The sequence below is a fragment of the Pseudoduganella aquatica genome (assembly GCF_009857595.1).
Classification (GTDB): Bacteria; Pseudomonadota; Gammaproteobacteria; order Burkholderiales; family Burkholderiaceae_D; genus Rugamonas; species Rugamonas aquatica_A.
In genome coordinates this window covers 40,310-66,285 of the sequence record NZ_WWCU01000001.1, presented here as the reverse complement: position 1 = coordinate 66,285, position 25,976 = coordinate 40,310, and the positions used below count along the sequence as shown (strand labels likewise).

General features: G+C 63.1%; 22 protein-coding genes and 2 pseudogenes. 7 read left to right on the top strand and 17 right to left on the bottom strand.

Annotation, left to right across the window (positions count from 1 at the left end; translation table 11 throughout):
• The first annotated feature begins 9 nt into the window (after positions 1 to 9).
• Positions 10 to 618, top strand: a complete 609-nt coding sequence (locus GTP77_RS00295; RefSeq protein ID WP_161070171.1) for an alpha-ketoglutarate-dependent dioxygenase AlkB family protein — start codon at positions 10 to 12, stop codon at positions 616 to 618.
• A 203-nt stretch (positions 619 to 821) separates the two neighbouring features.
• The gene (locus GTP77_RS00290; protein WP_161070170.1) at positions 822 to 1,415 is read left to right on the top strand and encodes an outer membrane beta-barrel protein; all 594 of its coding nucleotides are present in this window, start codon (positions 822 to 824) and stop codon (positions 1,413 to 1,415) included.
• A 53-nt stretch (positions 1,416 to 1,468) separates the two neighbouring features.
• On the opposite strand, the gene GTP77_RS00285 is transcribed toward GTP77_RS00290, so the two are convergent.
• The 4 genes from GTP77_RS00285 to rarD all read right to left on the bottom strand — a co-directional run bounded on the left by GTP77_RS00285 (position 1,469) and on the right by rarD (position 5,028).
• Complete coding sequence (locus GTP77_RS00285) at positions 1,469 to 1,942, bottom strand: DUF6265 family protein (RefSeq protein WP_161070169.1); 474 nt, start codon at positions 1,940 to 1,942, stop codon at positions 1,469 to 1,471.
• 61 nt (positions 1,943 to 2,003) lie between these two features.
• The gene (gene ettA / locus GTP77_RS00280) at positions 2,004 to 3,671 is read right to left on the bottom strand and encodes an energy-dependent translational throttle protein EttA (protein ID WP_161070168.1); all 1,668 of its coding nucleotides are present in this window, start codon (positions 3,669 to 3,671) and stop codon (positions 2,004 to 2,006) included.
• A gap of 108 nt (positions 3,672 to 3,779) precedes the next feature.
• A complete protein-coding gene (locus tag GTP77_RS31190) occupies positions 3,780 to 4,112 on the bottom strand; it encodes a DUF5710 domain-containing protein (protein WP_187358584.1) in 333 nt (110 codons plus the stop codon).
• 31 nt (positions 4,113 to 4,143) lie between these two features.
• A complete protein-coding gene (gene rarD, locus GTP77_RS00275; RefSeq protein WP_161070167.1) occupies positions 4,144 to 5,028 on the bottom strand; it encodes an EamA family transporter RarD in 885 nt (294 codons plus the stop codon).
• 176 nt (positions 5,029 to 5,204) lie between these two features.
• Here rarD and GTP77_RS00270 point away from each other — a divergent pair, with 176 nt between their 5' ends.
• Positions 5,205 to 7,082 (top strand): potassium transporter Kup, encoded by a 1,878-nt coding sequence (locus GTP77_RS00270; protein WP_161070166.1) that lies wholly within the window; start codon positions 5,205 to 5,207, stop codon positions 7,080 to 7,082.
• 132 nt (positions 7,083 to 7,214) lie between these two features.
• Positions 7,215 to 8,018 carry an FKBP-type peptidyl-prolyl cis-trans isomerase gene (locus tag GTP77_RS00265; RefSeq protein WP_161070165.1) on the top strand — a complete coding sequence of 268 codons (804 nt, stop codon included), beginning with the start codon at positions 7,215 to 7,217 and terminating at the stop codon, positions 8,016 to 8,018.
• A 44-nt stretch (positions 8,019 to 8,062) separates the two neighbouring features.
• Here the strand turns inward: GTP77_RS00265 and GTP77_RS00260 are convergent, their stop codons facing one another.
• From GTP77_RS00260 to GTP77_RS00245, 4 genes are read right to left on the bottom strand one after another with little or no spacing between them, the layout of a single operon-like run.
• A complete protein-coding gene (locus tag GTP77_RS00260; RefSeq protein WP_161070164.1) occupies positions 8,063 to 10,462 on the bottom strand; it encodes an ABC transporter permease in 2,400 nt (799 codons plus the stop codon).
• Between the two features lie 9 nt (positions 10,463 to 10,471).
• Positions 10,472 to 12,907, bottom strand: a complete 2,436-nt coding sequence (locus GTP77_RS00255) for an ABC transporter permease (RefSeq protein ID WP_161070163.1) — start codon at positions 12,905 to 12,907, stop codon at positions 10,472 to 10,474.
• Positions 12,904 to 13,584, bottom strand: coding sequence for an ABC transporter ATP-binding protein (locus GTP77_RS00250; RefSeq protein ID WP_161070162.1), 681 nt, complete (start codon positions 13,582 to 13,584; stop codon positions 12,904 to 12,906). Before GTP77_RS00250 ends, GTP77_RS00255 begins: the two co-directional genes overlap by 4 nt.
• Before the next feature lie 29 nt (positions 13,585 to 13,613).
• Positions 13,614 to 14,897, bottom strand: a complete 1,284-nt coding sequence (locus tag GTP77_RS00245; RefSeq protein WP_228894230.1) for an efflux RND transporter periplasmic adaptor subunit — start codon at positions 14,895 to 14,897, stop codon at positions 13,614 to 13,616.
• A gap of 217 nt (positions 14,898 to 15,114) precedes the next feature.
• On the opposite strand from GTP77_RS00245, the gene GTP77_RS00240 reads away from it, so the two are divergent.
• Both GTP77_RS00240 and GTP77_RS00235 read left to right on the top strand, forming a co-directional pair.
• Positions 15,115 to 16,521 carry a sigma-54-dependent transcriptional regulator gene (locus GTP77_RS00240; RefSeq protein ID WP_161070161.1) on the top strand — a complete coding sequence of 469 codons (1,407 nt, stop codon included), beginning with the start codon at positions 15,115 to 15,117 and terminating at the stop codon, positions 16,519 to 16,521.
• Positions 16,511 to 17,779, top strand: a complete 1,269-nt coding sequence (locus GTP77_RS00235) for a sensor histidine kinase (protein WP_161070160.1) — start codon at positions 16,511 to 16,513, stop codon at positions 17,777 to 17,779. Before GTP77_RS00240 ends, GTP77_RS00235 begins: the two co-directional genes overlap by 11 nt.
• Before the next feature lie 10 nt (positions 17,780 to 17,789).
• Here GTP77_RS00235 and GTP77_RS00230 read toward each other — a convergent pair whose 3' ends face one another.
• From GTP77_RS00230 to GTP77_RS00220, 3 genes are all read right to left on the bottom strand, one after another.
• Complete coding sequence (locus GTP77_RS00230) at positions 17,790 to 18,242, bottom strand: GNAT family N-acetyltransferase (RefSeq protein ID WP_161070159.1); 453 nt, start codon at positions 18,240 to 18,242, stop codon at positions 17,790 to 17,792.
• 40 nt (positions 18,243 to 18,282) lie between these two features.
• Positions 18,283 to 18,579 (bottom strand): DUF4148 domain-containing protein, encoded by a 297-nt coding sequence (locus GTP77_RS00225; protein ID WP_161070464.1) that lies wholly within the window; start codon positions 18,577 to 18,579, stop codon positions 18,283 to 18,285.
• Positions 18,580 to 18,682: 103 nt separating this feature from the next.
• Entirely contained in the window at positions 18,683 to 19,108 is a 426-nt protein-coding gene (locus GTP77_RS00220) for an organic hydroperoxide resistance protein (protein WP_161070158.1), read from the bottom strand.
• A gap of 431 nt (positions 19,109 to 19,539) precedes the next feature.
• Here GTP77_RS00220 and GTP77_RS30435 point away from each other — a divergent pair.
• Positions 19,540 to 19,857 (top strand): annotated as a pseudogene (locus GTP77_RS30435) (helix-turn-helix domain-containing protein); the annotation flags it as partial.
• Here GTP77_RS30435 and GTP77_RS00215 read toward each other — a convergent pair.
• From GTP77_RS00215 to GTP77_RS00190, 6 genes and pseudogenes are all read right to left on the bottom strand, one after another.
• Positions 19,858 to 20,616, bottom strand: a pseudogene (locus GTP77_RS00215) (IS30 family transposase); the annotation flags it as partial.
• A 110-nt stretch (positions 20,617 to 20,726) separates the two neighbouring features.
• The gene (locus GTP77_RS00210) at positions 20,727 to 21,995 is read right to left on the bottom strand and encodes a hypothetical protein (protein ID WP_161070157.1); all 1,269 of its coding nucleotides are present in this window, start codon (positions 21,993 to 21,995) and stop codon (positions 20,727 to 20,729) included.
• 28 nt (positions 21,996 to 22,023) lie between these two features.
• Positions 22,024 to 22,479 (bottom strand): hypothetical protein, encoded by a 456-nt coding sequence (locus GTP77_RS00205; RefSeq protein WP_161070156.1) that lies wholly within the window; start codon positions 22,477 to 22,479, stop codon positions 22,024 to 22,026.
• Between the two features lie 685 nt (positions 22,480 to 23,164).
• Positions 23,165 to 24,229 carry a sensor histidine kinase gene (locus GTP77_RS00200; protein ID WP_161070155.1) on the bottom strand — a complete coding sequence of 355 codons (1,065 nt, stop codon included), beginning with the start codon at positions 24,227 to 24,229 and terminating at the stop codon, positions 23,165 to 23,167.
• On the bottom strand, positions 24,230 to 24,982 hold the full coding sequence (locus tag GTP77_RS00195; RefSeq protein WP_187358562.1) for a LytR/AlgR family response regulator transcription factor: 753 nt from the start codon (positions 24,980 to 24,982) through the stop codon (positions 24,230 to 24,232). It abuts the gene before it with no gap.
• Between the two features lie 66 nt (positions 24,983 to 25,048).
• Entirely contained in the window at positions 25,049 to 25,831 is a 783-nt protein-coding gene (locus tag GTP77_RS00190; RefSeq protein WP_161070154.1) for a hypothetical protein, read from the bottom strand.
• Between the last annotated feature and the right edge of the window lie 145 nt (positions 25,832 to 25,976).

Below are 25,976 nucleotides of genomic sequence, written 5' to 3'. Positions count from 1 at the left end.
ATAGCGGGTATGGACCTTTTTTCCGAGCATTCCGGCGTGCTGGACGCCATAACCATCGAAGACGGCGAGCTGTACTTCATGCCCCGCCTGCCCCTGCCATCCCAGCAGGACGGCGCCGCCGTGCTCGAGCGCCTGCTGGCGGAAACCGCCTGGCGCGCCGAAGCCATCACCTTATGGGGCAAGCAGATGCTGCAGCCGCGCCTGAGCGCGTGGTACGGTGACGCGCGCTACCGCTATTCCGGCATGACGCTGGAACCGCAGCCCTTCACGCCGCTGCAGCTGGAGATCAAGCAGGCCGTCGAGCAGGCCAGCGGCCAGCGCTTCAACAGCGTGCTGCTGAACTACTACCGCGACGGGCAGGACAGCATGGGCTTCCACAGCGACGACGAAAAAGAGCTGGGCCGCAATCCCGTCATTGCCTCGGTCAGCTTCGGCGACCCGCGCACCTTCATCCTCAAGCACAAGCGGCTGCCGAAAACCGTGAAGCTGGCGCTGGGCGACGGCAGCTTGCTGGTCATGGCGGGCGCCTTGCAGCACCACTGGCGGCACGGCATCAACAAGGAAAAAACCGCCTGCGGGCCGCGCGTCAACCTCACGTTCCGCCAAATCCTCGTTTAAAACCTTCCTTAAGCGCTTTTTAAGCTAAGTTCCGTCATTTTGTGGCGATCTTCGCCGTTTCAATAGTGATTACAACTTCTCACAATTCTTACGGATTTCCGTGGGACGTAGTGGCTTTGCCAATGCTATCGTCCTTACATCGCGCTTCAAGACGAACTGCGATCCCAAGCAAGTCCCTTACTTTTTGCTGAAAGATCACTAACATGAAAAAAATTCTGTTTGCACTGATTACCTCCGCTACCGCCCTGGGCGGCATCTCCGCAGCCCAGGCTGCTGAACCAGGCACCGCTTATGTCGGCGCCGGCGTTGTGGCAAGCCAGCACAAGTACAACCTGTCCAACGACACCAGCACCGGCGACCGCAAAAGCGACGAATGGTCCGGCAAGATCTACGGCGGCTACCAGATCGACAAGACCTGGGCGGTTGAAGGCGGCTACACCGATTTCGGCAGCTCCAACTACAAATACTCGGTAGGCGCGAACAACGGCGCCATCGACAGCAAGTCGCACTCCTTCTACGTGGCAGGCAAGGGCAGCTACCCGATCAACGACCAGCTGTCCGCCTTCGGCAAGCTGGGCGTGGCCTACAACAAGAATGAAGTGCACGGCACCGGCCTCGCCGCCCCGTATGCGCTGGGCGACAGCAACCGCACCAATCTGTACGCCTCCGTCGGCGCCGAGTACGCGATCAACCAGAAAGTGTCGCTGTCGCTGGAGTATGAACACTACGGCAAGAACGACATCGAGCAAGGCCGCAAGAAAGGCGCCGTCACCCTGGGCGCGCGCTACAACTTCTAAGCCGCCGCTCGCTTAATCCGCTTTATCTCCTCGATTTACCTCCTCGATCCCCCTTACTTCCCCTCGCAGCCGACACGCTGCAAGGGGAAGTCTTTTCCTCTCGCTTTGCCGCCCATGGTGCCCTCGATGCGGGCTTGCAGCTTGTCGCCTTCGCGCTTGTAGATGATGCGCTGGGGGAAGTCGTGCTGCGGGTTCTCGAACACCGCGCTCGTGCCTTCCAGGCTCACCAGCTTGAACGACGCCTCCGGCTGGCTGTGCGGCTTGGCCACGTAGGCCAGCTGGCCGTCGACTTCGCGTATCTGCAGGAATTCCCATGCCGAGGTCTTGCCGTTCTTCACCGTGCGGCTCATGCCGAGCAGCGTGCCGCCGGCCGGCGCCGTCCATTGCTCGACCGAGCCCGCTTCCGCGCCCACGGTGGCCCAGCAGCCGGACAGCCAGCCGAGCTGGCTGATGGCCTCCGCGTTCAGGGGCGCGGCGCCGGCGCCGCCGGCGATCAGGGCTGCTGCTGCAATGAGGGTCTTGTGCATTTTTTTCTCCCCAAATAAAAAAAGGCACGGTAAAAACCGTGCCCTTTGATGTTACACCTGATTAAGTCGTCAGTGGCTTGTAGCGGATACGCTTGGGCTTGGCGCCTTCTTCACCCAGGCGTTTCTTCTTGTCGGCTTCGTATTCCTGATAGTTGCCGTCGAAGAAGGTCACTTGCGAGTTGCCTTCGAAGGCCAGGATGTGGGTCGCGATACGGTCCAGGAACCAGCGATCGTGGGAGATCACCATCACGGAGCCGGCGAATTCCAGCAGCGCATCTTCCAGCGCGCGCAGGGTTTCCACGTCCAGATCGTTCGACGGTTCATCCAGCAGCAGGACGTTGCCGCCCATCAGCAGGGTTTTCGCCAGGTGCAGACGGCCGCGCTCGCCGCCGGACAGGTTGCCGACGATCTTTTGCTGGTCGCCGCCCTTGAAGTTGAAGCGGCCCAGGTAGGCGCGCGACGGCATTTCGAAGCGGCCCACGCTCAGCATGTCGGCGCCGCCGGTCACGTCCTCGAACACGGTCTTGCTGTCGGACAGTGCGTCGCGGTGCTGGTCGACGATGGAGACCTTGGCGGTCTTGCCGATGATGACTTCGCCGCTGTCCGGCGTTTCCTTGCCGGTGATCATCTTGAACAGCGTCGACTTACCTGCGCCGTTGGGGCCGATAATGCCGACGATGGCGCCGGCGGGAATCGTGAAGCTCAGGTTGTCGATCAGCATGCGGTCGCCGAAGGATTTCGACACGTTCTTGAACTCGATCACTTCATTGCCCAAGCGCTCGGCCACAGGGATGAAGATCTCCTGGGTCTCGTTGCGCTTCTGGTATTCGTGCTCGCTCAGCTCGTTGAAGCGGGCCATGCGGGCCTTGGATTTGGCCTGGCGCGCTTTCGGATTCTGGCGCGACCATTCCAATTCCTTCTGCAGCGCCTTCTGGCGTGCCGATTCGGTGGCTTCTTCCTGCTTCAGGCGGGCCTGTTTCTGGTCCAGCCAGGAGCTGTAGTTGCCTTTCCATGGAATGCCGCTGCCGCGGTCCAGTTCCAGTATCCACTCTGCCGCGTTGTCCAGGAAGTAGCGATCGTGGGTGATGCCGACCACGGTGCCCGGGAAGCGCACCAGGAACTGTTCCAGCCATTCCACCGATTCCGCGTCCAGGTGGTTGGTTGGTTCGTCGAGCAGCAGCATGTCCGGCTTGGACAGCAGCAGCTTGCACAGCGCCACGCGGCGCTTTTCACCACCGGACAGCACGCTGATCTGCTGGTCCCAGGGCGGCAGACGCAGCGCGTCGGCGGCCATTTCCAGCTGCAGGTTCAGGTTGCCGCCGTCGGAGGAGGAGATGATCGCTTCCAGGCGCGCCTGTTCGGCGGCCAGCGCGTCGAAGTCCGCGTCTTCTTCGGCGTAGGCGGCGTACACGGCGTCCAGCTTGGCTTGCGCCTCGAACGCTTCGCCCAGGCCGGATTCCACTTCCTGGCGCACGGTCTTGTTCGGATCCAGCTGCGGTTCCTGCGGCAGGTAGCCGATGTTCAGACCCGGCATCGGGCGCGCTTCGCCCTGGATGTCGGTGTCGATGCCGGCCATAATTTTCAGCAAGGTCGACTTACCGGAGCCGTTCAGGCCCAGCACGCCGATCTTTGCGCCCGGGAAGAAGGACAGCGAAATATCTTTGAGGATCTGGCGCTTGGGCGGGACGATTTTGCCCACGCGGTTCATGGTGTAGACGTAGTTTGCCATTAGGAAATTCTCGATATGTTACGAAGGTCAACAAGGATACGCCAAACGCCGCGTTCCAGCTAGTTTCAGCGGGTTTGGGCGGCGTTCAGCGGTGATTTGGCGGACTTTTCAGGCGGTCCAGCGGGCGAACGGGGCCGCGTCAACGCCGGCCGGCACATACCATTTGCGGCGCTTGGGGTCCCAGCGCGCGCCCAGCTGCTTGGCCTCTTCCTTTTCCGCGAAAGGCACGTTCAGCACCGTCACCGCGCGTCCGGACTGGCTGGATGGAGCGGGCTGGCCGGACCGGGGCGCCGGGGCCGAGCCCGCCTCCGGCATGGCGGCGGCCGGCGCGCTGGTCTCCACCATGGAGCCGTCCGCGCGGACCTCCATCCATTTCACGCTGCCGTCTTCCAGTACGGTGCTGGCTTTGTAGGGCGGATCAAACGGTGGTGTGCTGGTCATGGGCTGCCTGGCTAGTCTGTCGGGGTGCTTATTATATGGCGGCGGCCGCGCGGCGCGTTGCCCACAGCCCCTCCGCCACGTACAGCGCCAGCGCGCTCCAGATCACCACGAAGCCGGCCAGGCGTTCCGGCGAGAAGGCCTCGTGGAAGATCCACACCCCCAGCAGCATCTGCATGGTGGGCGACAGGTATTGCAGCATGCCCAGCACGGCCATGGGGATGCGGCGCGCGCCGGCGGCGAACATCAGCAGCGGAATCGCGGTGATGGGGCCGGCGGCGGCCAGCAGCCAGCGCGTGCTGTCGTGCGGCGAGTTGATAAAGGTGTTCTGGCCGTGCACGCTCAGCCAGATCACATAGGCCAGCGCCAGCGGGAACAGGATGATGGTCTCGAAGGACAGCCCCTCCAGCGCCGCCAGCGCGGCCGTCTTGCGCAGCAGGCCGTAGCCGCCGAAGGTGATGCCCAGGATCAGCGCGATATACGGCGGCTGTCCGGCCTGCCAGGTCAGCCAGGCCACGCCGCAGGCGGCGATGGCAATGGCGATCCACTGCCCGCGCCGCATCTTTTCCTTCAGCACCAGCAGGCCCAGCAGCACATTGACCAGGGGATTGATGAAATAGCCCAGGCTGGCGTCGATCACGTGGCCATTGTTCACGGCCCAGATGTAGACGAACCAGTTTGCGGTCAGCAATATAGCGCTGGCAACAAAACTGGCCATCACGCGCGGCTTGCGCAGCACGTCCGGCAGCCAGCGCCACTGGCCGCGCGCGGTCAGCACCAGGGCCAGGAAGAGCAGCGACCACAGCATGCGGTGGGCCAGGATTTCAATCGGCGGCACCTCGCCGATGGCGTGGAAATAAAGGGGGAACAGGCCCCAGCAGAAAAACGCGAGGGCGGCGTACAGGATGCCTGTGTTCATGGTGTTGTTTGAATAAGGTGCGGCGGGTCTGCCATTATCCGGGAAAACGGCCCGGGCCGCTGGCGGCGGTAGAATGGGGGCCGAAAACAGCGGAGCGCGGCCATGCCAGAATGCACTTGCAAATTGCCGATAGTTGGCCTATTGTGCAACGCACCAGAACAAACTCAGGTGCAATCTTGACGTCGGAACATAAGAAAAGCAGCCTCGTCGCACTGACGCTAGCTGCCGTCGGCATCGTCTATGGCGATATCGGCACCAGCCCCCTGTATACCCTCAAAACCATTTTCGACCCGGCCCACGGGCTGCCGCTGACGCCGGCGAACCTGACCGGCATCGTCTCCCTCATCTTCTGGGGACTCACCGTCATCGTCTCGCTCAAGTACGTCACCCTGGTGCTGCGCGCCGACAACCGCGGCGAGGGCGGCATCATGGCGCTGATGGCGCTAGCGCTCAGTTCGGTCAGCCGCGCGTCGCGCTGGCATGTGCCGTTGATGCTGGTGGGCGTGTTCGGCGCCACCTTGTTCTACGGAGACAGCGTGATCACCCCCGCCATTTCCGTGCTGTCGGCCATCGAGGGCCTGGAAGTGGCTACGCCCGCCTTCAAGCCCTACGTGGTGCCGCTGACCATCATCGTGCTGGTGGCGCTGTACGCGGTGCAGTCGCACGGCACCGCCGGCATCGGCCGCTGGTTCGGCCCCATCATGCTGATCTGGTTCGGCGCGCTGGCCGCCATGGGCGTGGTCAACATCATGCAGGCGCCGGCCATCCTGGCCGCGCTCAACCCGTGGCACGCACTGGTGTTCATGTATGAAAACCAGTTCATCGCCTTCGTGGCGCTCGGCGCCGTGGTGCTGGCCTTCACCGGCGCCGAGGCGCTGTATGCCGACATGGGCCACTTCGGCAAGGAGCCGATCCGGGTGGCCTGGTTTGCGATCTGCTTCCCGGCGCTGGCGCTGAACTATCTGGGGCAGGGCGGCCTGCTGCTGGCGCACCCGGACGCCATCTCCAATCCCTTCTACCAGCAGCTGGGCGCCTGGAGTGTCTACCCGCTGGTGATCCTGTCGACCATGGCCACCGTGATCGCGTCCCAGGCCACCATTTCCGGCACCTTCTCGATGACCAAGCAGGCCATTGCGCTTGGCCTGCTGCCCCGCATGCGCGTGCGCCACACCTCGGAAAGCGAAATCGGCCAGATCTACATCCCGGCCGTGAACTGGCTGCAGCTGGCGGTGGTGCTGCTGGCGGTGGTCGGCTTCGGCTCCTCGGAAAACCTGGCCGCCGCCTACGGCATCGCCGTCACCGCCACCATGCTGTCGACCACCGTGCTGACCTTCTTCGTGATCCGCTACCGCTGGAAGCTGCCGCTGCTGCTGTGCTGGGGCGCCACCGGCTTCTTCCTGGTGATCGACATCATGCTGTTCTCGGCCTCGTCGCTGAAGCTGCTGCACGGCGGCTGGTTCCCGCTGCTGCTGGGCAGCGTGCTGTTTACCGTGATGCTGACCTGGCGCGACGGCCGCGACCTGGTCTTCAAGAACCTGGAAAAGCACGCCATTCCGCTGGAAGCCTTCCTGTCCTCGCTGTTTATGGCGCCGCCGGCGCGCGTGTACGGCACCGCCATCTTCCTGCGCGGCGAGAGCGACGGCGTGCCGCATGCGCTGCTGCACAACCTGTCGCACAACAAGGTGCTGCACGAGCGCGTGGTGTTCATTACCGTGCATATCGTGGAGGAGCCGTGGGTGGCGCCGGAGGAGCAGGTCAAGATCGTCGACCTGGGCCACCAGTGCTACCAGGTCAATGTGCACTACGGCTTCAAGGACGAACCGGACATCCCCAACGTGCTGGCGCTGTGCGGCAAGCATGGGCTGGAGTTCGAGATGATGGAAACTTCCTTCTTCATCGCCCGCCAGACCGTGATCTCCACCCCGGGCGCCGGCATGGCGTCCTGGCGCGAGAGCCTGTTCGTCACCATGTCGCGCAATGCGCGCGCGGCGGCCGATTATTACCAGATTCCGCCCAACCGGGTGATCGAACTGGGCACGCAGGTGGAAATTTGAGACAGCCAATTTGTAACTGAATGTTCTGCCCGAAAGGGCGTTGTGGCAGTCTGCTACACTTCTGCTCCGACGGTGCCCGGATGGCGGCGCCAGCGCAGTGCCAGTTACATGTTCAACAATACAAAGGTAATCATGAAATCGATGTTCCAATTGATCGCGTCGCTCGCCTGTGTGGCGGCGCTGACCGCCTGCGGCGCGCCAGCCAGCACCACCAAGACTGAAGACGTGGCGCCGCAGCCCGCCTATCTGAAAACCGTACTGGCCGCCGGCAGCGGCGACGAGGTGGTGGCCAACGACTTGGTGCAAGTGAGCTATTCGACCTTCCTGTACGACAGCACCAAGCCCAATTCGCGCGGCGCCCAGGTGGACGGTTCGCCGTCGGCCGTGTACGCCATCGGCACCGGCCGCTGGCTGCCGGGCGCCGAGCAGGGCGTGCTGGGCATGCGCAAGGGCGGCACCGTGCAGCTGGTGCTGCCGGCCAACCTGGCCTACGGCGTGTACAGCTACACCAACCCGGCCTACACCGCCAAGGTGGCAGCCAATACCCCGCTGGTCATGGAAATCTCCGTGCTGAGCATCAGCAAGCCGTCGCCGTCTGCCCAGGTCACGATTATCGACAAAGTGGTAGGCACCGGCGCCGAAGTCAGCGCCACCAAGACCCTGACCGTGCACTACACTGGCTGGATCTACGATCCAACGGCAGCCGACCAGCACGGCGTCAAGTTCGACAGCTCGGTCGACAAGAACGTGCCGTTCGACTTCATGATCACCGGTTCCGTGATCGAAGGCTGGAAGCGCGGCGTGGTCGGCATGAAAGTGGGCGGCAAGCGCACCCTGATCATCCCGCCTGAACTGGGCTACGGCTTCACCGCCCAGACCCTGATCCCGGCCGGTTCCACGCTGATCTTCGACATCGAACTGCTGAGCGTGAAGTAATCCTTCGCGCCAAATGAAGGGGCGGCCACCTGGCCGCCCTTTTTTTATCCGCGCAAGGCGAGGGCGGGGGAGATGCGCAGCGCGGCCAGGGTGTGGCGTGCGGTGGCCAGCAGCGCCACCAGGGCGGCGAGCAGCAGCGCCGCCAGCAGCGGCCAGGCGCCCATGGGGGCGTGTTCCACGTAGCCGGCCAGGTAGCGCCGGATGGCCAGCGCCGCCAGCGGCAGGCCGAGTACGGCGCCGGCCGCGATCAGCACCGCGAACTCGCGTCCGACCAGGCGGGCGATGGCGGCGCGCCCCGCGCCGTGCAGCTTGCGCAGCACGATTTCCTTGCGGCTGCGCTGCACGCTGTAGGCCGACAGCACGTAGATGCCGCACGCCGCCAGCACCACCGCGATCAGGCTGGACGAGGCCAGCATGCGGGCCAGCCGCACGTCGTCCGCATAAGCCAGGCCGAACAGGCTGGCGGCCGATTGCAGTTCCAGCACGCTGTCCGGGAAATACTGCTTGAACAGCGGCGCGATGCTGGCGTGCGCCGTGGCCGCGTCCTCACTGGTGCGCACCGCCAGCACTTGGGCCGGTGCGATGCGGTAGGCCAGCGGCTGGGCCGTCTGCTTCAGGCTCTGGTAGCGCACTTCGGGCGCAATGCCGACGATCTGCACCGTGCGGTCGCCATTGGTGAGGAACTGGCCGACGGCCGCTTCGGGCGTGGCAAAGCCCAGCGCAAGCGCCGCCGCCGCGTTGATCACGCGCGACTGGGAATTGGCCTGGTCGCGGGCCGGGTCGAACAGGCGGCCGTGCAGCGCCTTCAGGCCGTAGACCTGGAAGAACTCGGGGCTGACCGTGCGGTATTCCATGCTGACCATTTCCCCGGTGCGGCCCGGCAGCGTCGCTACCATTTTCATGCCGTCGCGGCCCGCCGCTTCGGACATGGCGGCCACGCCGCGCACATTCGGCATGCGCGCCAGCGCCTGCACAAAGCCGTCCGCAGCGGGTTTGCCGGTTTCCTGCGGCAGGTCCAGCACCAGCATGCCGGCGGGGTCGAAGCCGCGGTCGGCCTTGGCGGCGTAGTCGGCCTGCCAGGCGATGGCCAGCGTGGCGCCGCTGAGCGCCATGGCGGTGGCGAACTGCAGCACCGTCAGCACGCGCCGCAGCCACAGGCCGCCCGCCGTTTCATGGTCGCCGCGTCCGGCCAGCGCCGCTGCAGGGCGCACCCGCAGGGCCAGCACGGCCGGGTAGACGCCCGCGCACAGGCCGGTCAGCAGCCCGCCCAGCAGGGCCAGCATGCAGCTGGCCGGCGAGAACAGGCCGTCCAGCTGGCGCGCCACCAGGCCGCTGAACATGGGCAGGCACAGCCAGGCCAGGCCCAGGCCCAGCACCGTGGCCAGCAGCGCCACCACCGAGGACTCGGTGAGGAACTGCGCCACCAGCCGCGCATGGCTGGCGCCCAGCAGCTTGCGCATGCCGATCTCTCGCTGGCGGCGCAGGGTGCGCACCGTGGCCAGGTTGACGTAGTTGCTGGCCGCCAGCAGCAGGATCAGCAGCGCAATGCCGGCCAGCGCGAACACGCTGCCGCGCTGGCCGTAGTCGCCGCTGTTACGGCCGGAGGCCAGGTCTTCATCGAAGTAGACGTCGGGCATCGCCGCCATGGCCACGTCGGTCACGTTGCGGCCGTTGAGCTTCTTGCCCATGGGGCCGTTGCGTATCACCGCGTCGCGCGGATCGGCGTTGACGGCGCTTTGCAGCAGGCGCGCCACCTGTGCCGCATCCGTGTCCGGCTTGAGCTTCAGGTAGACGCCGCCGCGCCGCTGGAAGTTGCTGCGGTGGTCGCCGCGTTCCGGTTCAGGCCACGCCGCGCTGGCGCTGCCGAGCAGGCCGTCGTAGCGCAGCGTGGCGTTGGCCGGCGGATCGGCAAGCACCGCCTGCACCTGCAGCGTCTCTTTGCGCACGCGCAGATACTGGTTGAGCGCGGACGCCGCGCCGAAGATCTTGCGCGCGGTGGTGGCCGTCAGGGCGATGCCGTCCGGCCGCGTCAACGCGGCCTGCACGTCGCCTTCCAGCGCGCGCAAGCCGAACATGGCTTCGAACGCCGGATCGACCACGCGCAGCTCCGCCGGGTGGCGCTGGGCGCCGTTCCACAGCGGCAGGTCCAGCTGCTTGGCGATGCTGGACGCTTCCACCATGCCGCTGGCGTCGGCTGCGGCCTGCAGGGGCAGGTAGGCGTACTCGCCCCAGTCCGGGCGCGGAAACACGTTGATGCGCTGCTTCACCGAGTACACGCGCGCCGCGTCCGGCACGTGGCTGTTGTAGCTCAGGCAGTAGTGCACGAAGCCGAGCAGCAGGAAGCAGGCCGCGAAGCCGACCGCCAGGCCCAGGATGGACACGGCGGAATAAGCGCGCTCCTGCAGCAGCAGGCGCCAGCCGATACGGAAGTCTTGTATTTGCATGTGGGCTCCTTAACTGCGCAATGCCAGCGCCGGCGACATGCGCAGCGCGGCCAGGGTATGGCGGATGGTGGCGCCCAGCGCGACGGCCAGCACGGCGCCCAGCGCCGCCAGCAGCGTCCAGTGGCCGACCGGCGCGCGCTCGGCGAACTCGGACAGGTAGCGCTGTATCGCCAGCGCGGCTGGCGGCAGGCCAAGCAGCGCGGCGCAGCCCAGCATCCAGGCGAACTCCTTGCCCAGCAGGCGCGCCACGGCGCCGCGCCGCGCGCCGTACAGCTTGCGCAGCACGATCTCGCGCGCGCGCCGCTGCACGTTGTACGCGGCCAGCACGTAGATGCCGAAGGCCGACAGCAGCAAGGCCATGGCGCTGCCCGCCGCCAGCATCGCCGCCAGGCGCGCGTCGTCGTCGTAGTTCTCGGCGAAGTAGCTGGCGGCGCGCCGCATCTCGGGGATGGTGTCCGGGAAGTACTGCCGCCACAGGGCGTCGACGGCGCGTTCCAGATCCGCCATGTCGCCGTGGTAGCGCACCGTCAGCACGGACGCGTGCAGGTTGTTGCGGTACAGGACGGGCGCCGGCGTTTCGCGCAGCGACTGGTAGCGCAGGTCCGGCACCACGCCGATGACCACCGGCCGCACTTCGCTGCCTCGGCTCTCCAGCGCCACGCTCTGGCCCACCGCCGCCTGCGGCGACGCGAAACCCAGCACCTTGGCGGCGGCGGCGTTGAGCACCACAACGTCGTCGTTGTTCTCCTGCTCGCGCTGCGGATCGAAGCTGCGCCCGGCCAGCGGCGCCACGCCGTACACCTGGAAGAAGCTGGGCGACACGGAGCGCTGCTGCAGCGTGGCGGAGACGCCGGTACTGGTACGCACCGGATTGTTCAGGCCCAGGTAGTAGCGTCCCGCCGGCGACGGCGACGCGGCCACGCCTTCCACGCCCGGCACCCGGAGCAAGGCGTCGCGCATCTGGCGCGGCGCCTGGCCCTGCCACATCAGCGAGGGCAGTTCCAGCACCAGCAAGGGTTGCGCGTCGAAGCCGGGATTGGCACTGCTGGCGTAGCGCGTTTGCCAGGCCACGGCCAGCGTGCTGGCCACCAGGGCCATGGCGCAAGTCATCTGGAACACGGTCACGCCGCGCCTTAGCCAGGTGGTGCCGTAGGTTTCCTGCCCGCCGCGCGCCGCCAGCGCCTGCACGGGCCGCACGCGCAGCGCCAGCCAGGCCGGATGCAGGCCGGCCAGCACGCCGGTGAACAGGCCCACGGCCAGCGCCGCCAGCACCGCGCCCGGTCCCATGACGGTGGCCAGAGGCCGGTTCAGCAGCTGCGCCCAGCCGGGCAGCAGCAGCCAGGCCAGCAGCAGGCCGCAGCCGGCCGCCAGCATGCTGGCCAGCAGTGACTCGGCCATCAGCATGGCCGCCACCCTGGCGTGGCTGGCGCCCAGCACCTTGCGCATGGCGATTTCGGCGCGCCGGCGCATCACGCGCACGGTGGCCAGGTTGACGTAGTTGATGGCGGCCAGCAGCAGGATCAGCGCGCCGATGGCGGCCACGCCCAGCACCAGCCTAGCGTCGCCGTGCTTGGCGCTGCTGCTGTTGCTGGCCAGTTCGGGGTCGAAATACCAGTCGCGCAGAGCGGTCAGGGCGATGTCCGACACCTTGCGGCCGTTCAGGCGCTGCAGCACGTCCGGCGGCAGGGTGGCGATCAGGGGCGAGTGGTCGTGCGCTTCCTGCAGCAGGCGCTGCAGCGCCTGCGGCGTCGCGCCGGGCGCCAGGCGCACATACAGGCGCGAGATGATGCCGCCCCAGTTGGAGCTATCGTTCTTGTCCAGGCTTTTGCGCATATTCTTGGGCACCAGCTGGCTGCTGGTGCCGGCCAGGAGCGCATAGTGCAGCGTGGAGGCGGCCGGCGGGTCGGGCAGAATGGCCAGCACCTGGTACTGCTTGCCCTCCATGGTGATGGTCTTGCCCAGCACGCCGCGCGCTGCGCCCAGCAGCTGGCGCGCTTTGCTCTCGGTGAGGGCGATGCCTTCGGGACGCTCCAGCGCAGCGGCCAGGTCGCCTTCCAGCGCACGCAGGCCAAGCACCTTGGGCAGGGCGGGACTGGCCAGCAGGATCTCGATGGTGCTGAGCGTGCCGTTCTGGCTCAGCGTGGACGAGCCGGGCAAGGCCACGGCAGCCGCCTCCACCAGCGGACTGGCTTCCGCCACGGCCAGCAGATTGATCGGCGTGTTGTCGAACCAGCCACCGTGCTCCAGGATGTTGATGCGGTTCTTGGCCACGTACACCCGGTCCGCCTGCGGCACATGGCTGTCGTAGCTGAAGCTGAAACGCACATAGGCCATCAGCAGGAAGCAGGCGGTGAAGCCCAGCGCCAGGCCGAGGATGGTGACGGCGGAATAGGCGCGCTCCTGCAGCAGCAGGCGCCAGCCGATGCGGAAGTCGGACGTTTTCATGCTGCGCGCAGTGCGTCAACCATGATGCGTCCATCGAGCAGGTTCAGCGTGCGCGAAGCCTGCGCGGCGTGCGACGGCGAGTGCGTCACCATCACCACCGTGGTGCCCTCGGCATTGATGGTGCGCAGCAGGCGCATCACCTCGTCGCCGTGCGCCGTGTCCAGGTTGCCGGTCGGTTCATCGGCCAGCAGCAGGGCAGGGCCGGACACCAGCGCGCGCGCGATCGCCACGCGCTGCTGCTGGCCCCCGGACAGCTGGGACGGACGGTGTCCGGCGCGGTGCAGCACGCCCAGCTTGTTCAGCATGGCCGTCACCTTGGCCTTGCGTTCGGCCTTGGCCATGCCGGTGTATTCCAGCGCCAGTTCCACGTTCTCGAACACGCTCAGTTCCTCGATCAGGTTGAAGCTCTGGAAGATGAAGCCGATGCGGCCGCGCCGCAGTTCGTTCAGCTTCCCTTCGCTCCATCCCGCCACGTTCTGGCCTTCGAACCAGTACTCGCCGCTGCTGGGCACATCCAGCAAGCCCAGGAGGCTGAGCAAAGTGGACTTGCCGCAGCCCGAGGGGCCGGTGATGGCCACGTACTCGCCGGCGTCGATCTGCAGGTCGATACGGTCCAGGGCGGTGGTCTGTACTTCGCCTGCCAGGTGGGTTTTGCTGACGCCGTGTAGCTTGAGCATAGTGACTCCTTTTGTCGTTGGTGGTGAGCTTACTTGGAAATTTGCAGCCTGGGGGCGTTGCCGTAGGCCGTATAGCCGGAGACGATCACGCGCTCGCCCACGGCCAGGCCGGACAGCACCTCCAGCTGCGCGTTGTTGCGCCGGCCGCTGCGGATGGCGCGCCGTTCGGCCACGCCGCCGTCCGGCGCCACGGCGTACACCCAGGTGCCGCCGCTGTCGTTCAGGAAGGCGCCGTTCGGCAGAAGCAGCGCGGGCGCGGGTTCGCCCAGCGTGATGGTGGCGTCCACGCTCTGGCCGGGGCTGAGCGCATCCGGCTGGCCCGCGCTGAAGACCAGCTCCACGGTGAAGCGGCCTTCCTTGATCTGCGGGTAGATGGTGGACACGTCCACCGCGTAGCTGCGGCCGTCCATCTGCACGCTGCCGTGGCGGCCCACAGCCACGCGCTTGAGGTAGTACTCGTCCACTTCGGCGGACAGCTTGAAGCGCGCCGGATCGTCGATGCGGCCGACATGCTTGCCGGTGGTGATGGACTCGCCCACCTGCAGGCGGAAGTCGGTCAGCCTGCCGTCGCTGGGCGCGCGCACGGCCAGCGCATCCACCGTGGCGCTGACCAGCTTCAGGCCGGACTGCAAGCCGTCCAGTGCCTTGTCCAGCTGCTCCAGCGCGGTGGCGCGCACGCGCTGGTCGGTATCGTTGCTGGCCTGCGCCTGCGCCAGCACGCGCCATTGCTGCGCCACGCGGTCGGCCGATTCTTCCAGCGCCACCGAGGACAGGAAGCCTTGCGCGGCCAGCTTCTCGTCGCGCGCATAGCGCTTCTGCGCCTGGTCCATGGCGAAACTGAGGTCGTCCAGGCGGCGCTGGTGTTCGCTGCGGCTGGCCTCCTGCGCCACGCGCAGATTGGACAGGTTGGATATCTGCTGCGCACGTTCACCCTGGCGCGCCAGCAGCTCCAGGTTGCGCTGCGGGTTGGAGATGCGGAACAGCAGCTGGCCCTGTTTCACCAGGTCGCCGTCGCGTGCGTACACTTCTTCGATGCGGCCCGACTCCACAGAGTCCAGCATCACCGACTGCAGCGGCTGGGCGGTGGCGCGCACCACGACATCGTCGCGGAACACGCCGCGCTCCACGGCGGCGATGCGCAGTTCGCCTGCCGCCACTTGCAGGCCGCGCGGCATCCAGTGCCACAGCGCGAAAGCGAAGGCCGCCACTGCTGCAGTGCCGGCGACGGCGAGCGCGATGGTCTTGCCGCGCCGCTTGGGCACGATGGTGTCCATGGCGGCGCCGGTGACCAGTTTGGGATGGGGAGTGTTCATGTTGTTGTTTGCTTGCAGTGAGCGATAGCCGTCACATTGCAAGCGCCGTGCCAGGCATCCGGCAGCGCTTTTTTGGGCGCTTTTGGGCTGCTGGCGAGGGTGGTTGTCCGCATGCGGACAGGGCCAAGTGTTCGGATCCGGACAGTGCGCGGCCACTGCGAAAAAACGGCGGAAACCCATGCTCCGCAAGGCTATCCGTGCTGCTAGAATGCGCCACATGGCCCACACCACAGCACACATCCTGATCCTCGACGACGACACCGACGTGGCCTGCGCCGCCCAGCTTTTGCTGCGCCGCCGCTACGGCACCGTCGCCACCCTGAACGATCCCGCCGGGCTGCCCGCCTATCTCGCGCGCGGCGTGCCGGACGTGGTGCTGCTCGATTTTAATTTCACTCCCGGCCGTATCGACGGCGCGGAAGGCCTTGCGCTGCTGGACACGCTGCGCGCCGAACGCTGTGCCGTGATCGCGCTGACGGCCTATGCCGACGTGCCGCTCGCGGTGGAGGCGCTCAAGCGCGGCGCGTGCGACTTCATCACCAAGCCGTGGGACAACGCGCGCCTGGTGGCCGCTGTGGACGCCGCACTGGCGCGCCGCGCCGCCGAAGTGCCCGCCCGCGCGCCGTCGCAGTCGTCCGACGACGCCACCGCCGCCCTGATGGGCGACTCGCCCGCCATGCGCAGCGTGAAAGCCATGATCGCCAGCGTTGGCCCCACCGGCGCCAACGTGATGGTGCTGGGCGAAAACGGTGTTGGCAAAGAACTTGTGGCGCGCGCCATCCATTTGTCCTCGCAGCGCGCCGGCGGCACCTTCCTGGCGGTGGACATGGGCGCCTTGCCCGAGTCCACCTTTGAAAGCGAATTGTTCGGCCACCGCAAAGGCTCGTTCACCGACGCCAAGGCCGACCGCGCCGGACGCTTCCAGGCCGCGCGCGGCGGTTCGCTGTTCCTCGACGAAATCGGCAACATGCCGCTGGCCGCGCAAGCCAAGCTGCTGACGGTGCTGGAACGGCGCGAAGTGACGCCGATCGGCGCCGACAAGCCGGAAGCGATCGACGTGCGCATCATCAGCGCCACCAACCTGGACGAAGTGCGGCTGTTCGATCCAGCCGAATTCCGTCCCGACCTGCTGTTCCGGCTCAACACCATCGTGATCCGCGTGCCGCCGCTGCGCGAACGGCGAGAAGACATACCCGGCCTGCTGCGGCACTATCTGGACGCCTACGAGCGCCAGTACCAGCGCCCCGCGCGCCCCTTGTCGTCCGCCGCGCTGGCCTGGCTGGAGGCCTATCCGTGGCCGGGCAATGTGCGCGCGCTGCGCCACGCCTGCGAGCGCGCCGTCATCCTCGGCAGCGACAGCGAATACCTGGCCGCAGACTTCGGCCTCGCAGCACCCGCCGAGAGTACTGCGGCGGGCGGCGCTGCGATGCCGGCACCAGCATCGGCGCTCATGCCTGTCCTCGCGCCATCCTCAGCGAGCGACGACCTGACCCTGAACGCGCTCGAACGGGACGCCATCTCTGCCGCGCTGGCCGCAGCCAAGGGCAACATCAGCCATACCGCCCGCATGCTGGGCGTGAGCCGCGCTGCGCTATACCGCAAGCTGGGCAAGCATGGCATCTGAACGGCCACGCCAAGCTTCCACCTATGTAGCCTACGCCTGCGTGGCCGCGCTCATGGCGCTGAGCTATGCCGCCGCCAGCACCGCCGGGTCGCCGCGCCTGCAAGTGCTGTGCGTGCTCGCCGCCGTTGTTCCCGCCTGGCTGCTCCAGCGACGCCTGTCCTTCAAAGCCCAGGCAGCGCAAGCCGCGCCTGCGGCAGAAATGCCTGCGGTGGCAGCGGGCATGCCGTGGTCGCTCACGCCGGACCGGCGCGCACTGCTCGACGCGGCGCAGTTGCTGGAAGCGCGCCTCGAACACGCCCCGATCGCGCTGTTCTCCATCGCCGCCCTGAGCGGCCCCGGTGCGCTGACGCCGCTCAACGCCAGCGCGCGCCGCCTGCTTGCGCCTGGCCGCGCCAGCGATCCCCTGCAGTTGGCCGACGTGCTGGCCGCGCAGACGGCCGAGCGCCGCGAACTGGTGAGCTTTGAAACGGAACGCGGCACCGAGCGCGCCCTGGCCTCCGTTACAGCGCTGACAGTGCAGGGCGCTGGCCAGCGCCTGGCCGCGCTGATGCCGGTGGAAAGCGAACTGGAAGCGGAAGCGATGAACGCCTGGCGCCAGCTGGTGCAAGTGCTCACCCACGAGATCATGAATTCGCTCACGCCGGTGGCGTCGCTGTCGCGCACCGCCTGCGACCTGCTGGCCGAAGTGCAGGCCGATCTGGCGCCCGACGTCAGCGGCGACCTGGGCACCGCGCTGGACGCCATCGCCCGCCGCGCCGCCAGCCTGGTGGAGTTCGTGGCCAGCTATCGCAGCCTGTCCAGCGTGCCGCAGGCGCAGCCCGAGCTGGTGCACCTGGGCGAACTGTTCGCGCGCCTGTCCATGCTGATGGCGCCGCAATGGCTGGCGCGCGGCGGCCGCGCCGTCTTCTCCGTCGAACCGGCCTCGCTGGACGTGATGGTGGACCCAGGCCAGCTGGAACAGGCCCTGATCAATTTGCTGAAGAACGCGGCCGAAGCCACCGCCGCCACGCTGCAGCCGGAAGTGCAGCTGAGCGCGCGCCTGAGCCGCGGCGGACGGCTGCGCATCGAAGTGGCCGACAACGGCCCCGGCGTGCCGCAGGAGCTGGCCGCGCAAGTGTTCACGCCGTTTTTCTCGACCAAGAAACAGGGGCGCGGCATCGGCCTCGCCATGGTGCGCCACCTGGTGCACGCCAACGGCGGTATGGTGCGCTACGCCAAACCGGTAGGCGCCGGCGCGCGCTTCATCATCGCGTTTTAAGCCCGGCGTTTTAGCGCAGCATATCGATGTGCATGATGCCGTCTTCGTCATACGGTTCGCTCACGCGGACGAAGCCGAAGCTGCTGTAGAATTTTTCCAAATAGAGCTGGGCGCCGATGCGGATGCGGTGGCCGGGATGCAGCGCTTCGGCGCGGCGTATGCCTTCGTCCAGCAACTGGCGGCCAATGCCGCTGCCGCGCGCGGATGTTGCCGTCAAAACGCGGCCGAGGGACATTTCAGGGAATTTCACGCCGGGCGCTATGCAGCGCAGATAGGCCGCCAGCTGGCGTTTGCCGTCAACCGCATGCCAGGCCATCAAGTGATGCGCCGCCTGGTCGTAGCCGTCGAGGTCGGGATACAGGCACTTCTGTTCCAGCACGAAGACCTCTTGCCGCTGGCGCATCACTTCATACAGGTCTTCGCGTGGAAGGTGTTCAAACTCAAGCCATTGCCACTCAATCATGGTTGCCTCTACAGGGATAGAAGCAACCATTGTAGGGGCTTTATTCATAGTGCGGCAGGGTACCGGCTTTGATGGCCTGGGCCAGTTCGGCGCGCACTTCCTGGCGGGTTTTGCCCGGTGCGGCGGTGGTGAAGCTGGCTGGATAGGCTTCGCCGTTCAGGATCTGGCCGTTGCGCAGCGCGGCGACGGTTTCTGCTTTCACTTCGGCGCGGGTGCGGGTGGACACGGCGCTGATGTTGGCCTGGTAGCCTTCGCCGCTGTTCACGGGGTCGGCGGCATAGGCGCTCGAGGTCAGGGCGATGACGGCGGCGGCGACGGACAGGATGGATGCTTTCATGATATTGCTCCTAAGTTTAGTTACTATCGATTAGATCGTGCACTACTTGTTTGGTGGACTTCCAGGCCGCCGCTACCGCCTTGGCGGTAGCAGCAAACCGTGCTTAGACGATGGTCAGCGTTACGTCGATGTTGCCGCGGGTGGCGTTCGAGTAAGGGCAGACGATGTGGGCGGCGGCGACCAGCTTTTCAGCGGTGGCGCGGTCCAGGCCCGGCAGCGAGATTTTCAGTTCCACTTCGATGCCGAAGCCGGTTTCGATGGCGCCGATACCGACGGTGCCTTCCACCGACACGTCCGCAGGCACGGCGATCTTGTCGCGGCCGCCGACGAATTTCATGGCGCCCAGGAAGCAAGCCGAGTAGCCGGCGGCGAACAGCTGTTCAGGATTGGTGCCCACCGCGCCGGCGCCGCCCAGTTCTTTCGGGGTGGTCAGTTTGACGTCCAGCACGCCGTCGGAGGAGACAGCACGGCCTTCGCGGCCACCGGTTGCTTTAGCGTTTGCGCGGTACAGAACTTGTTTGATCGACATGATGATTTCCTTTGCTATGGGTTAATTTAAGTTGCTTGCTACTAAGTAGCGCACTATATTTTTGCTGCTCTTCGCTGTGTTTGCAGCGCCGATGTGTGTACTTTATATCGTGCACTACAGAATAGCAAGCGATATTTTTAAAATTTTTTGAATGGGCCGAATTGGTCCAAGGGGAATGTTCTTTTGAAATGAAGTCGCGAACAACGAAAAATAGTCGAGAACAAGCACTGATGACTCCAGCGCACAGAAATCTGGAGGATTGGCGAGCCCAGCTTCGTCCCTTATCAGGCCCCGTCCTCAACTGGTTGCCTGGTGAAAGTCTCTACATGTTGATTTGTGTCGAAAATTGACCCAGTTTCCCCAGTAATTTGCAAACGAATCTGACCTACGTTTGAAGCACAATCCACCTGTCTCATCGGCAGGAGAACGGAGTGATCGACGTGGCATTGCTAGGCATAATTCGACGCTGGCACTTGCGTGACCAGGTCCTCCTCAGGGAGATCGCCAGGCGACTGGGCATCTCGAGGAACACCGTCCGACGCTATCTGCGCTCGGAAATCACTGAGCCCTCCTATGCGGAGCGGCGAGCGTCCAGCGCGCTGGACAAATACTCATTGCAGTTGTCGGGGTGGCTCAAGGCCGAAACGGTCAAGCCGCGCAAGCAGCGACGCAATTTGAAGCAGATCCACGAGGACCTGAAAGAGCTGGGTTACGAGGGGTCATACGACCGCGTGGCGGCGTTCGCCAGGCAGGATCTTGTGGCCGAGCATTTCGCGGCCTTGGTCATATGTCATCGACTTGCGCATCGCCGCCGGCTGGCGATTGAGCACTGCAGAGAAGCTGTCGACAACGGAGCGCGTGCCCGAGTTGTCCATCTTGGCCAGTACCACGAAGCGGGTCGTGCGCTCAACGAGCGTACCGACCGAGGAAAGGTTGCCCTCGCCCTTGATGAGGTCACCTTCCCAGTGCTGCGGAATCAGGCGGTCCTCGATCTCCGGCGGCCGTATATGGATGCTTCGCATATCCTTGATTTGGCCGCGCCCGTCGACGCCCCTGCTGCGCGGTTTGCGCGCTTGGTTGTGATGGCGCAGGCAGGCGATCATCTCGCGCTTGAGTTCGCCTCGCGGGTGCAGGTAGATCGCGTTGTAGATCGTCCCGTGAGAGACCGTTTTGTCGGATTCGTCGGGCCACATGAGGCGCAGTATGTTCGCAATTTGCTGCGGCGACCAGAGCTCCGTCAAATAATGCCGGACGACCATAAACAAAACGCTGTCGGGATGCAACTTGGTGGCGCGGCGCGGCGCAACGCGGCGGGCGCCGCGCTGCAAATGAGCAAGATTGGCATCGTAAGCGCCGGTTCCGGGCGGCGCGCGCCTAATCTCCCGACTGATTGAACTGGGGGCGCGGCCAAGGCGTTTAGCGATGGAACGGATGCTGCACTGGTCGTCGCGCATGAGCATGACCACCGCACGATCTTGTGGAGTTAGGTGAAAATAGTTTCTCGGCATGGCAGCACCTTACAGCAAGTGGGTGTTGCACTTGGTTCTTGAGAACGCCGTGGTTTGAGCTGGCGGAGACTGTCCGTGACCTCGTAGTTCCCGCCAACGTAAAAAACGATCTAGAAATAGTGCAGCGGAGAGAGTTTCCCGTTCACGTTCCGGCAGCCATACTCTGAAGGGAAGACCTGGTTGCTTTTGAGCCATGTCTCCGACGCGAATCCAGGCAATGGTGCACTGATCGCCACTTTAATCATTGGGTACTTAACTTCAATGACGGGACCGCAGAAGGTGTCTTCTCCAACTTTCAACGTTTTGCGGAAAGACTCAAGCCGCGCAGCTTCTTTTGCAAGAGCAAGGCGCCTCTGCTCGTTTGCAATCTTCTCCTGTTTAATACGTTCCTTCTCGGCAACTATTTCTTGCGCCAGACGCTCTTTCTCTGCTGCTTCAATTTGCTTGAGTTTCGCCTCATATGCAGGCCGCAATTTGATCCTGTCAGCCTCCAGACTTGCCGCGAAATCCCGATATTGATCATCATAGTACTGCTTGATGGCTGCACCATTACTAGATTCAAACGCTACAAGATCTTGCTTGATTTCCAGTTGCGGGATAACAAATTTGCTCGGTGAAAAAGAATACGAATTCACCTCGATCCCAACATTAACGTAGTCACGTAACGCCTCACGTTCCTTTTTTACTGCCCCGTTAAGCCAAGCCAATTGGTCAAGATTGGTCTTATTAAGATTGTCAAACACTTTTGATGCGTTAACCTGAAACTTAAAAAAATCCTCTTTGCTGGAAAAACCCGAGTTTTTTATCCCTGCTTCTTGGGCCTTCATGAACTCTTCATGATTAAACTCAACCCATTTTTTAGTCTCAGTTTTCGTCGCCTGGCCAAGTAAAAGAAGGGGCGATGCAACAACCAGGAATGGTAATGCAAGCACGCCCCCCGCCACCGCCTTCGCATTTTCACCGGCAGCGCTCCCCCCCCTGTTTTCTATGTTCCGCCGTTCATCCGGCGTCTTTCCATAAAAGCTTGACAGTGTATTTACGTAGACGAAGCTATTTTCATTGTTCCTGTATTTTTCACAACCGTCTGATTTCGTTGCGCTATTTATTACGCATTCAAACCTTTTCGTGTCGAACGCTGGATCCAAGTTACTGGCTTTGAACGGCCAGGAAGAAAGAAGAAACCCCTTCTCCGAAGATGGTGCAGGAGGAGTCATGGAAAAATTGCTTGCGATCTTGAAGGTATTGCCATCACGCTCAAGCTGGGCATACAAATCTGCGGCAACAGACTGCGATGCATAGGCTGCCGAGATCAATGCTAAGCCAAGGTTTAAAAAAAATTTGTTCTTCTTCAGGGACATTTTATTTTCTTCTTTAATCATTATTTAACCTTGTTGTAAAAAATATCGATCAGATTTTTTCAGGCGTGAAGTAGAGAGGTTCACCGCATTGCGCACAATTATGGACACGCATATAAGTTTGCTTCATCAAATTTGTCACCCGCAGTTTATCCCCACCACAGTGACGGCAACTCACTCTGCCATTGGCGTGCGCATGGCCAGGGAAGGTGGAACGATACCAGACGTAGGAATGTTTGGCCCAGTGCTGTTTCAAGCGACGATTGCTGCCGGGTCCGGCAATAATTTCATTCACGATATTAAACACGATGAGCACAGGAATATTTCCAATGAAGCTCAAAAAGATACCGCTAAAAATATAATCTACCCATTTAATGGGTGTGGCACTATTCATGGTTTCTACGTAGATATAGAAAAAAACTAGGAGCGGAACGATTAAAAATATATATAATGATTTTCCACTCATGCTATTGCGCATTTCAGGAATTTTATACTCGCTGTCCATCATTGATTATACCTCATTAAAAAACTCATTAATTTCGCATATCGCCTGCTGTCGCTTTTTTACCATCGCAGCCGCCATGCGACAAAGGTGACAGGCGCAACTTATTGCTTTTTGTTCCCACATGCGACTGACGCTATTTTGTCAATTATCTTCTGACCATTTGCATTCCAAGTGCCAGACTCTTCAGGAAGATAAAGAGTATACGTTCCTTGATGAGAATCGCATCCTTGGATAATTCCATTCCGAACCGTAGACTGTCCAACCCCATCCCAATTAACGGTTAACAGATGAAAGATCTTCGAATATTTGCTGCCTGGCTACACAAAAAGACCTAGCTCTATAGTCACATCCTTAGCCGATGTTTTTCGACATTAGTTACCCAAATCCAAGAATTTTTGAATTCAGAAAAAGATGGCTCGGCCGCTACAGCGAACAAGACAATCGATGAAATAATAGAAAAGGCGAGTATAGATTTCAAAATAGTCACCCCGTTGATTTATAGTATGTACAGCACTTTCCCACTGATGCGATTGCGCATTTCAGGTATCTTGCACTCAGTATTCTGCATTGACTGCTCCCCTTAAAAGTATGTGCACATCTTGCCGCCGCATGCGCCCCATCACAGCTAACATCTGACCAAAGCGGGGAATCCGGGAATGAATCCCTGCTTTATGGTCACTAACCCATATTAGAGCGCGATGACGACTCGGGCCTCGACGCCGCCACCGGCGCGCTCGGCCAAGGTGAACACTGCCTGTCCGGCATACAATCCTTGTAAGCGTGTACGCACACTAACCAGACCCAATCCCGTTCCGACCGTGGCGGCATCGGACCGCAAGCCAACACCCGTGTCGCTTACACAGAGCACCATCTGCCGCTGTGCGCCTTCCTGCACGATCTGGGCTAACACCCTCACAGAAACCGGACCAGGCTTAGGCTCAACGCCATGCTTGATGGCGTTCTCCACCAGGGTTTGCACAATCAGCGGCGGGAAAGGCAGACCGGCCAGCTTCGACTCCATTTCGACCTCAACCTGCAACCGCTGCCCCATGCGGATGCGCATGATGTCCAGATAGGCGCGCACCGACGCCAGTTCGCTGCCCAGCGTGTTGGCGTCGCGGCGCGCGCCTGGCACGGCTGCCCTCAGATAAGTAATCAGGTTGCCTGTCATGTCGGCCGCCTCGTCGGGACTCTTCCGGGCCAGGAACTGCACATGCGCCAATGTATTCCAAAGAAAATGCGGCTCGATCTGGGCGCGCAGCACGGCCATTTCCGCCTGCAGTAACTGATGATCGCGCTCGGCGATCTCGGCACGCGCCTCGGCCTGATCAAGCTTGCGCTGCACTAGCGCACCAATACTGGCATTCACGGCCAACAATATGCCTAGACCGAGCGCGAGATAGATGATGGTGTCGGTCGCACGATCGCCCAGCATGAAGCGGCTGGTCAGCGAGACCGGCAGGAACGACGCCGCAGCCACCAGCACAAACAGAAAGGTGGCGCCCAACGCCATCTCCATCGACTTGGCCAGCGCGGCCCAGGCGGCCTGACGCAGCGGCGCGTGAGCACGCTGCAAGCCGGCAATCCCCAAAAACAGCAGACTGGAGCAAGCTATCCCCAGCGCCATCCCCCAAGTCGAAATGCCATTGCCAAAGGCGATATTGGTCAACCATTCCAGGCCTGCAAAGACCACGCAGACAACGGCTGCCATGACCGCCAGCGCCACGCGGTGAAAACGGAAGAGCAAAAACATTTACATCGCCCGGAACAAATGGTGATTTGGCTGCGACACCTTGAGGCGCTCGCCGACTCCCTTGAGCTCAAGCTCCATGGTCTCGCCGTGACGATGGACGGCATGGATGAAGCGGCGGTTGACGACTGTGCCCCGATGGGTCTGCACAAACAGCGCGGAATCAAGCTGCTCACTGAGTTGCTTGAGCGAAAAGCGAATGATGCCGTCCACGTTTTCGCCCACCACCCGGGTGTACTTCAGATCGGACTCGAAAAAGCACACCTCATCGATATGCAGCATGCGCACCTGCTGCCCCACCGCCACCTGCAACCACTGCAGCCGGGACACGGCCTGTGTCATCGTGCTCAAGCTGGCCAGCGATTCAGCCAGGCGCGCCAGGTCGACCGTTGCCGCAGGCTGCAAGGTGCGGAGTCTGGCGACCAATTTCGCCAGGCGCCCCGCTTCAACCGGCTTAAGCAGATAATCCAAGGCCTGCACTTCGAAGGCTTCGACGGCGTGTGCGTCAAAGGCGGTCACGAACACCACGCGGGTGTCGGCCGTCTTGCCACTGGCCACCTCCAGCCCGGTCATACCCGGCATGCGAATGTCGAGGAAAGCAAAGGTAGGTTTGAGCGCGTGGATCAAGGCGGTAGCGGCGAGGCCATCTTCAGCCTCGCCCACAATCCGCAGCTCCGGCCACAAGGCGTTAAGCTGTTCGCGCAACATCTCCCGCATGTGGGGTTCGTCATCGGCAATGATGGCTGTTTGGATCATGTAGAATTTGGTAATTGCTATTGGGCAATGGTAAGCGATATATTATGAATTTCCAATCGTTAAGTTTCAGCCAATTCCCGGCACGGTCAGGACATAGACGCCCTCCTGGCTACTCAGACGATTGAAACTCCAGTTGGTACCGAGATCGTTGACGCTCGCGGCCGCGCAATCCCATTGCTGCGATGTGGGTGCGAGATAGCAGATCGACGCGCCCGCCGTACTTGCAATGCGGCTCTTCGCCATGACGAAGAACACGGTGGCATTGGCCGGGCTGAAGTTGCTGACCAATTCGAAACCATCGAACACCGCTCCCGGCACACGTTCGACCGGAACCGCGCTTGCCCATTTACTGCGCCAGGCAAGCGTGTACCCGCCCTTCGGGATCGGCGTGAGCTTGCCCAGGCTGGCCACGCAGGCAACCGATTTCGGCGCCAGGGCAGGCTGGAAAGCGATACCCATTTTCCAGGCTGGCTCGATATAGGCCGCCTTGAGGACCGTGTCCTTGGCGCCGCGGTAATCATGAATATCCACTTGCAGGCGTTGCGCTGGCCCGGTCGGATTGATATACCCTGCCGGCGACACAATGGCATTAACGTCGTAGTCGGTGGGACCGGAATGTGTCGGCCAGGTGACTTCAAAGCTATCGGCCGACGCGCCACTGCCACCTGGCTCCTGGCTGCCGCAATAAGCCAAGGTAGCCGCATAGGCCGCCACATCGCTCGCGGCCACCCCGGCCTGTTGCTGCTCCGGACCGCCAGCACCGCCGCCGCAACCCGGCAGCAAAGTTGCCGTGGCGACCAGAATCAGTGCAGAGCAGCAAAGGGGCAGGCATTGCTGTGAATTTTTCATGGATACCTCGTGTGGTTGATGATGGCCTCATCGTGACCGCAAGGCTCCGTGCCGTCATCCGGATTGCGACGAACCCGGGTTTATCCAGAATGAAACGGGTCACCTGCGGAAGCAAAGACGACAACTAAATTCTTTACAGCAAGTA

Bases quoted from the DNA above. Each gene is read 5' to 3' on its own strand.
- GTP77_RS31190 (WP_187358584.1), bottom strand. From the start codon at position 4,112: ATGACCAGCACACCACCGTTTGATCCGCCCTACAAAGCCAGCACCGTA.
- rarD (WP_161070167.1), bottom strand. From the start codon at position 5,028: ATGAACACAGGCATCCTGTACGCCGCCCTCGCGTTTTTCTGCTGGGGC.
- GTP77_RS00255 (WP_161070163.1), bottom strand. From the start codon at position 12,907: ATGAAAACGTCCGACTTCCGCATCGGCTGGCGCCTGCTGCTGCAGGAG.
- GTP77_RS00230 (WP_161070159.1), bottom strand. From the start codon at position 18,242: ATGATTGAGTGGCAATGGCTTGAGTTTGAACACCTTCCACGCGAAGAC.
- GTP77_RS00220 (WP_161070158.1), bottom strand. From the start codon at position 19,108: ATGTCGATCAAACAAGTTCTGTACCGCGCAAACGCTAAAGCAACCGGT.
- GTP77_RS00195 (WP_187358562.1), bottom strand. From the start codon at position 24,982: ATGATCCAAACAGCCATCATTGCCGATGACGAACCCCACATGCGGGAG.
- GTP77_RS00205 (WP_161070156.1), bottom strand. From the start codon at position 22,479: ATGATGGACAGCGAGTATAAAATTCCTGAAATGCGCAATAGCATGAGT.
- GTP77_RS00290 (WP_161070170.1), top strand. From the start codon at position 822: ATGAAAAAAATTCTGTTTGCACTGATTACCTCCGCTACCGCCCTGGGC.
- GTP77_RS00240 (WP_161070161.1), top strand. From the start codon at position 15,115: ATGGCCCACACCACAGCACACATCCTGATCCTCGACGACGACACCGAC.
- GTP77_RS00250 (WP_161070162.1), bottom strand. From the start codon at position 13,584: ATGCTCAAGCTACACGGCGTCAGCAAAACCCACCTGGCAGGCGAAGTA.
- GTP77_RS00295 (WP_161070171.1), top strand. From the start codon at position 10: ATGGACCTTTTTTCCGAGCATTCCGGCGTGCTGGACGCCATAACCATC.
- GTP77_RS00285 (WP_161070169.1), bottom strand. From the start codon at position 1,942: ATGCACAAGACCCTCATTGCAGCAGCAGCCCTGATCGCCGGCGGCGCC.
- GTP77_RS00210 (WP_161070157.1), bottom strand. From the start codon at position 21,995: ATGATTAAAGAAGAAAATAAAATGTCCCTGAAGAAGAACAAATTTTTT.
- GTP77_RS00260 (WP_161070164.1), bottom strand. From the start codon at position 10,462: ATGCAAATACAAGACTTCCGTATCGGCTGGCGCCTGCTGCTGCAGGAG.
- GTP77_RS00265 (WP_161070165.1), top strand. From the start codon at position 7,215: ATGAAATCGATGTTCCAATTGATCGCGTCGCTCGCCTGTGTGGCGGCG.
- GTP77_RS00225 (WP_161070464.1), bottom strand. From the start codon at position 18,579: ATGAAAGCATCCATCCTGTCCGTCGCCGCCGCCGTCATCGCCCTGACC.
- GTP77_RS00190 (WP_161070154.1), bottom strand. From the start codon at position 25,831: ATGAAAAATTCACAGCAATGCCTGCCCCTTTGCTGCTCTGCACTGATT.
- ettA (WP_161070168.1), bottom strand. From the start codon at position 3,671: ATGGCAAACTACGTCTACACCATGAACCGCGTGGGCAAAATCGTCCCG.
- GTP77_RS00245 (WP_228894230.1), bottom strand. From the start codon at position 14,897: ATGAACACTCCCCATCCCAAACTGGTCACCGGCGCCGCCATGGACACC.
- GTP77_RS00200 (WP_161070155.1), bottom strand. From the start codon at position 24,229: ATGTTTTTGCTCTTCCGTTTTCACCGCGTGGCGCTGGCGGTCATGGCA.
- GTP77_RS00235 (WP_161070160.1), top strand. From the start codon at position 16,511: ATGGCATCTGAACGGCCACGCCAAGCTTCCACCTATGTAGCCTACGCC.